This window comes from Vibrio sp. 10N.261.55.C5, from assembly GCF_041470505.1.
GTDB classification, from domain to species: Bacteria; Pseudomonadota; Gammaproteobacteria; order Enterobacterales; family Vibrionaceae; genus Vibrio; species Vibrio crassostreae_C.
In genome coordinates, this window is sequence record NZ_JBFRMS010000051.1 from 165,641 (window position 1) to 173,295 (window position 7,655).

At 44.8% G+C, this 7,655-nt stretch carries 4 protein-coding genes; all 4 read left to right on the top strand.

Annotation, left to right across the window (positions count from 1 at the left end; translation table 11 throughout):
• The first annotated feature begins 2 nt into the window (after positions 1-2).
• The 4 genes from AB4263_RS18790 (at position 3) to rsmF (ending at position 7,352) form a co-directional block, all read left to right on the top strand.
• Positions 3-1,799 carry an ABC transporter ATP-binding protein gene (locus AB4263_RS18790; RefSeq protein WP_372098700.1) on the top strand — a complete coding sequence of 599 codons (1,797 nt, stop codon included), beginning with the start codon at positions 3-5 and terminating at the stop codon, positions 1,797-1,799.
• Positions 1,800-1,853: 54 nt separating this feature from the next.
• A complete protein-coding gene (locus AB4263_RS18795; protein WP_372098701.1) occupies positions 1,854-3,137 on the top strand; it encodes a PqiA/YebS family transporter subunit in 1,284 nt (427 codons plus the stop codon).
• Positions 3,124-5,781, top strand: a complete 2,658-nt coding sequence (locus AB4263_RS18800; protein WP_136977954.1) for an MlaD family protein — start codon at positions 3,124-3,126, stop codon at positions 5,779-5,781. The genes AB4263_RS18795 and AB4263_RS18800 overlap by 14 nt, the downstream gene beginning before the upstream one ends.
• A 149-nt stretch (positions 5,782-5,930) precedes the next feature.
• Entirely contained in the window at positions 5,931-7,352 is a 1,422-nt protein-coding gene (gene rsmF, locus AB4263_RS18805; RefSeq protein WP_017063836.1) for a 16S rRNA (cytosine(1407)-C(5))-methyltransferase RsmF, read from the top strand.
• Positions 7,353-7,655: the final 303 nt, after the last annotated feature.

Genomic DNA, 7,655 nt, shown 5'->3' on the forward strand with positions numbered 1-7,655 from the left:
CAATGAACAATTCAGAAGACACTATTAGCCGTTCTTGGTTAATAACTCAAGTAAAAAAACACAAGTCCAAATTACTGTTTGCTAACATTATTGCCATATTTGCAACTCTCATTAGTGTCCCTATCCCGTTGCTCATGCCATTAATGGTTGATGAAGTATTACTCGATAAGCCCGCTTCAGGCTTAGAGATGATGAACCACCTACTTCCATCTTCATTACAAACACCGACTGGCTATATAGCACTAACTTTGTTGTTAGTGATTATCATGCGCTCCGTTAGCCAAGCGTTGAACATTCTGCAAGGGCGTCAGTTTACGCTTGTGTCCAAAACAATTACCTATCAAATGCGCAGCAAGATGATAGATAAGCTTGGCCGCATCAGTATTCGACAATACGAAACCAAAGGCAGTGGCGGTATTAACGCCCACCTAATAACAGACATAGAGACAATAGATAAGTTCATTGGCTCGACTCTTTCTAAATTTATCATCAGCTTCCTGACCGTGTTCGGGACAGCGATCGTGCTGTTGTGGTTAGAGTGGCGTTTAGGATTGTTCATTTTATTGGTCAATCCTGTTGTAATTTATTTCTCCCGTAAACTAGGCAGCAGGGTCAAACACCTTAAGAAATACGAAAACCAATCTTTCGAGTGCTTTCAAAACCGTTTGGTGGAAACCTTAGACGGCATTTACCAACTGCGTGCGGCGAATAAAGAACGTATCTTTCTCGATGAACTTAAGGTTCAAGCAAACCAAGTAAGAATCGATGCAGACAAATACGCTTGGCAATCTGAAGCTGCTGGCCGTGTTTCGTTTCTGCTGTTCTTACTAGGTTTCGAGCTTTTCCGTGCCGTCGCTATGCTAATGGTGTTATTCAGTGACTTAACCATTGGTCAGATTTTCGCGGTATTTGGCTACTTGTGGTTCATGTTAGGCCCGGTCCAAGAGCTACTAGGGATTCAATTCTCTTGGTATAGCGCGAAAGCGGCACTACAACGCATCAACGATCTTCTTCAGTTAGAAGAAGAGAAGCGCCCTATCAGTAAAGTGAACCCATTTACTGAAGATCAAGAAGTGACAGTTGACATCGAAGACGTTACATTCTCTTACATATTAGAAAACACTGTTTTAAATAGGCTATCGCTGCACATCCCTGCAGGTAAAAAAGTCGCTTTGGTCGGTGCGAGTGGAGGGGGTAAATCTACGTTAATCCAGTTGCTGATTGGGGTTTACCAAGCAGACTCAGGTTGCATTCGCTATAACGGTGAAACAACCGATGACATCAGCTTTGATGTAATACGCAATCAAATTGCCGTTGTTTTACAACAACCTATACTCTTTAACGATACATTAAGGCATAATCTGACCCTTGGTGCTGAATACGACGAAATGTCGTTGTGGCGTGCGCTTGAAGTCGCTCAAATGCAAGATGTCATCAAGCAACTGAGCAATGGCTTAGATACACAAATTGGTAGGAATGGCGTTCGACTGTCTGGTGGTCAACGACAACGCTTAGCAATAGCTCGTATGGTGCTGAGCAATCCTAAGTTTGTTATTCTTGATGAAGCGACATCTGCACTCGATACAGCAACAGAGTCAGCACTGCATAAAGCGTTGAGCGAGTTTTTGAAAGATCGCACAACTTTGATAGTGGCTCATCGATTATCAGCGGTGAAACAAGCCGATCTAATCTATGTTTTAGAAGATGGACAAGTCACACAGACGGGAACACATGGTGAATTGGTTGAACAACAAGGACTCTATCAAACACTCTACGGCAGTGTGCAATCGCACGCCTGATGTTTGTGGCTCTGAGTCTTTAAGTCGGGTTGCTAACCTAACTTACGTTTCAACTTGGGAGGTCGCGTGACCTCCCCATCCGTAACCAACCCTTTATCAACAAAACACCAATGCGACAGCAGCTCAGTGCGTCTTTGCCAGGGCTGCGAACTTCCCGTAGATAAAATGGACATCCCTTTAGGGAAATCAGCTTACTGCCCAAGATGCGGAACTCAGCTTTATAGAGGCGGTACCCCTAGCCTCTCTGGAAACCTAGCAATCGCAATTACCTGCTTATTGCTGTTTATCCCATCGCACTTTTTTGAATTCATCAGTATTCGCCTGATTGGCGTCATGATACCCGCGACGTTACCATCGGGTGTTTTTACCTTAATGGGCGAAGGCTTCCCTCTGCTTGGCTTACTGATCCTGTTCTGCAGTTCGATCGCTCCGTTGCTCGTGTGTACATCGGTACTCATTACCCATTTATCATTGCGATTCAAATTTTTTACACCATTTAGGTATGCGTTAGCCATCATCCAGACATTAAAACATTGGATGATGTTGGATGTGTTTCTGGTAAGTTTGGCGGTCTCATGTTTCAAACTGCAAGATTACTCAGATATTTTTGTCGGCCCTGGATTGGTTGGCCTCATTCTTCTGCAGCTTTTCAGTGTATTGTTGGTAAGCCGCATCAGCGTGCGTCGCTACTGGGAAGCTTGGACAAAAGAATCTGACTACTCATTTACTGAAAGTAAGAACGTACACTGTCACAACTGCCACCTATCTCAACCGGATGGGCATACTTGCGTGCGTTGTCACCATGACTTATACCACCGCAAGCCCTACTCTATACAGAAGACATGGGCACTGTTGTTTGCCGCATCAGTGGCTATTGTGCCAGCCAACGTCATTCCGATTTCTATCCTTATCACCAACGGACAAAGGCTAGAAGACACAATAATTTCCGGTGTCGCGTCGCTAATAAATAGCGATATGTATGGCATTGCAGCGATCATTTTCATTGCCAGTATCGTCGTTCCCGTCGCGAAAATACTGGGCCTCGCGTACATCTTAATCTGTATCAAGATGAAGCGCGCCGTTTACCACAGACAACGTATGACCATCTATTTCATCGTGAAATGGGTGGGAAAATGGTCGGTTATGGATCTATTCGTTATTTCGATCATGATGACCTTGGTCGACCGCGGACAAATTTTAAACTTTACACCAGGTTATGGTGCAGTCGCTTTTGGCGTCGTGGTTGTTCTCACGATGCTAGCAGCGGAAAGCTTAGATCCTAGGCTAATTTGGGATAACTACACCTCTAAAGATGAGTCAGTGAATGAACAACGATAACCAATCACAAACGTCATATTCACCAGAAGTAAGGAAAAACAAAGGCATCTCACCTTTGTGGATTCTGCCGATATTAACCGTCGCCTTAGCCGGTTGGTTGGTCATGAAATCGATCCACGATGCAGGCCAACGTGTGCAGATATACTTTTCAGATGCCGCAGGTTTAGTCGCAGGTCGAACAACGATTCGTTACCAAGGCTTAGAGGTGGGTATGGTGCGCGACATCACCTTATCCAAAGATCTATCGAGCATCTATGTCGATGCTGACATCTACCCAGAAGCGAAGAAACTACTATCAAAAGGCACACGTTTTTGGCTCGTAAAGCCAACCGCTAGTTTGTCTGGTATCTCTGGGTTAGATGCACTTGTTTCAGGTAACTATATCGCTATACATCCTAGCGAAACTAAAGAAGAGCCAGAAACCGTTTTTCAGGCTTTAGAGTCGTCCCCTTCTGATTTGCTGGCTTCTGAAGGTCTAAACATCTCATTGACGACCAAAGATCTAGGTGGTGTGTCTGTTGGCTCTCAAATCGTTTACCGTAAAATCCCAATTGGTGAGGTTTACAACTACCAGTTAAACGACAACGCGAAATCCGTTACGATTCAAGCGTCAATTAAAGATGAATACAGCCATATCATTACCGACCAAAGCCGTTTTTGGAATGTCAGTGGTTTAGGTGCCAGTATTGGTTTTTCTGGTGTTGATGTTCGCTTAGAGAGCCTAAGTGCATTACTTGGCGGTTCAATTGCGGTCGACTCTCCGGGAGAAGGCCAACCCGTAGAGATGAATACCAAGTTCAAGCTCTACCCAGATTTGAAGACAGCGGGTCGAGGTATCTCTATCAAGATCGCCGTTCCCGATGATAATAAAATCAGTGCAACGGGTGCTCCGATCATGTATCGCGGCATTGAAATCGGTCAAATCACTGATTTATCGCTAAGTGAAGGGCGTGAAAACGTCGTTGCATCTGCCGCTATCCAACCGGCATTCAGTGACTTTTTAAACAGCGGCAGTAAATTCGTTCTAGAAGAGGCTGAACTGTCGCTTACTGGCATGAAAAACATTGCCAATTTAGTGACAGGTAACTTTTTAACCTTGGTACCGGGTGAAGGTGAAAAGGCGCGTCGATTTACTGCAATCCGCAAAAATGAATTCAGTCAGGAACAACAGAAATCCGTTGCGATTCGCTTAACGTCGAACAATTCGTTCGGGTTAGATGTCGGTACACAACTTCTCTACAAAGGCATTGCCGTTGGCTCTATCATCCATGTGGGATTAGTTGATGGTGTTGGTACGGGCTCTGATAAACACGAAGTCTTCATGGATGCACTTATCGATAATGAGTACGCGCACCTTATCAAAAGCCACAACCGTTTCTTTGTGACAGGTAGTGCGACTGCAGAGCTAACCGAATCAGGCTTGAGTGTTACGGTCCCACCAGCAAAACAGCTTCTTACCGGCTCGATTAGCTTTGTGAGTGAAGGTAAATCTGAAGCTCGAACGGACTACCAACTTTTCCAAAGTAAGTCGTTAGCAGAAATTGCTAAGTTTAATCAGTCTGGTTCAAAGACACTTTCTTTGTTTGCCAGTGAGTTACCTTCAATTTCTAAAGGCAGCCCACTCCTCTACCGCAACCTACAAGTGGGTAATATTTCTGATTTTCAGCTTGCCGACGGTGGCGTAAGAATCAAAGTCACAATCGAAAATCGTTACACGCACTTACTCAACAAGCACACTGTTTTCTGGAACCGTTCAGGCGTTGAGGTTGATGCGTCGCTATCGGGTATCAGCATTAAAGCGGCACCAGTTAAAACCCTTATCCAAGGCGGTATTGCTTTTGACTCTCTGCCAGGAATCGACAACAAACTCGGCGATGTGTGGAAGCTTTATAAAGATTCGAAATCCGCTCGAAAATTTGGCCGCGCGATTACTATCACCTCTTCTGGCGATCAAGAAGTCAGCAAGGGCATGGCGATCAAATATCAAGGTGTCACTGTTGGTGAGGTTACTTTGGTGATTCCGAACTTCAACAAGGGCGGCATTGAAATTACTGCGCGTATTTTACCTGAGTACGTCGACAAGATTGCCGTAACGAACAGTCACTTCTGGTTGGCAGAACCTGAGATTGGCCTTAATGGCATCAAAAACGTCTCTGCGCTGCTCTCTAAACACATCAACGTAGACCCGGGCAAAGGTGAAAGAAACACGAAATTTGAGCTTAGCAAAGGACCTGTGCAGCCTGAAGGCAAGATATTCCAACTGCAAAGCGAAACGCGCGGCTCAGTATCTGAAGGTACACCTATCCTATTCCGTGAACTAGAAATTGGCAGTGTTATAGATGTTCAGCTGGGCGAGTTTGCTGATCGCATCATATCTACGATTCAAATAGAACCTGACTACGCGTATCTAATCCGCGCAAACACCGTGTTCTGGAACGTGTCGGGCGTCGATGTCTCTATCGGCCTGTCAGGCGCAAACATCAAAGCCGGAACGGTAGACAGCTTGTTAAGAGGTGGTATTACATTCTCAACGCCACCGACAAATGAACTTCAACCAGTAGCAAGCGAAGATCAGTCTTTCTACCTCTATCCTCAAGCCGAAGATGAGTGGAAATCATGGAGAACCGCAATTCCTCGTCCATAGAGTGAACTCTCTGACGTTTCTGGAAGATTAATTCTTCATCAAAATGCAGCCATTAGGCTGCATTTTTGTTGTTTGCTGCAAATATGGTTTAGGACGGCCTCATTTTGCTTTAAACTCCCCGCATTAATGCAATAAATCGAGATACTCTTTTGCACGCTAACGTATATATTCCTGAAGAATTCCTAACGCACATCGAAGCAATCATGCCTAGTCATCTAGATATGGCTTCTTTTGTTGCGTCATGCCAAAAACCACTTCGTAAAAGTATTCGAATCAACACATTGAAAATCAGTGTTGAAGACTTCCTAGTACGAGCAAAAGAGAAAGGCTGGGAACTGGAACCTGTACCTTGGTGTGAAACGGGCTTTTGGATTACAGCGGACGAAAGTGAAGCGCCACTAGGTAATACGGCAGAACACATGTCTGGTCTTTTCTACATCCAAGAAGCCAGCTCGATGATGCCACCCTCGGCACTTTTCCAAGGCGAAGCTGATTACCAAGCGGTGCTAGACACTGCGGCTGCACCCGGCTCTAAAACAACGCAAATCGCTGCGCTAATGAATAATCGCGGTGTATTGGTTGCCAATGAGTATGCAGCAAGCCGTGTGAAAGTCCTTCACGCTAACATCGAACGTTGTGGCGTTCGTAATGCCGCTCTAAGTAACTTTGACGGTCGAGTTTTTGGTGGTTGGTTACCAGAACAGTTTGATGCTGTGTTGCTAGACGCACCCTGCTCTGGCGAAGGCACCATTCGTAAAGATGCCGATGCGATGAAGAACTGGACGTATCAATCAGTGGTCGACATTGCCGACACGCAAAAAGATCTGATTGAAAGTGCATTCCATGCTCTTAAACCTAATGGTGTTTTGGTTTACTCAACGTGTACGCTTAGCACCGAAGAGAACCAACAAGTGTGTCATCACCTAAAAGAAACCTTTGGTGATGCGGTTGAATTCGAATCTCTGGAATCACTATTCGACAACGCAAAAGCAACCACGACAGAAGAAGGCTTTCTTCACATCTTCCCACAGGTCTATGACTCTGAAGGTTTCTTTGTTGCACGTATCCGTAAACTAGCGTCTGTTACTCCACCAGAAGTTAAAAAACGTATGGGTAAATTCCCATTTGAAAAAGCATCAAAGAAAACTCAGCAAGAAGTCGCTGAACAACTAATGAGTACTCTCGATATCGAATTGCCAAGCGATACTCAGGTTTGGATTCGCGACAAAGACGTTTGGCTATTCCCAGAAGCGCTAGAGCCGATGATCGGTGAGTTCCGTTTTTCTCGCATGGGAATCAAGATCGCTGAAACCCATAAAAAAGGTTACCGCTGGCAGCACCAAGTAGCGACAACGCTCGCAACAGGTAATGAAGCTAATGTTGTAGAGCTTAGTATTGAAGATGCTCGTGAATGGTTCATGGGCCGCGATGTTCGCCCTGAAAACTTGTCAGGAAAAGGTGAAGTACTAGTGAAGTACAATGGTGCAATCATCGGCCTTGGTAAGTGGGTTGGCAACCGAGTGAAGAACGGTTTACCACGCGAACTCGTGCGCGATAAGAACCTTTTCTAAAAGCGTTCGCACTGAGTACACCTTAATAAACAAAAAGCCCAAACAACGTTAATTGTTTGGGCTTTTTCTATTCTATCGGCCATATAAGTCAGTGTGCGAGCGCTTGTAAATCAACAGCTAATTATATAAATATCAATTCAAGTCACTATTTCCAAAAAGAAAAATCGCACTTTAGAGAATCTAAACTAGACTTCAATCTAACAGTCAAAAGATTAAAACGATTAGCGTAGGCTCTTCGGAGCCCTTTCCCCTAAGCCCAAACAGGAAGGTTTGGGCTTTTTTTTGGTTCATCGCGGCTTTCCG

Excerpts from the sequence above, each read along its gene's own strand:
- AB4263_RS18790 (WP_372098700.1), top strand. The coding sequence starts at position 3 with ATGAACAATTCAGAAGACACTATTAGCCGTTCTTGGTTAATAACTCAA.
- AB4263_RS18800 (WP_136977954.1), top strand. The coding sequence starts at position 3,124 with ATGAACAACGATAACCAATCACAAACGTCATATTCACCAGAAGTAAGG.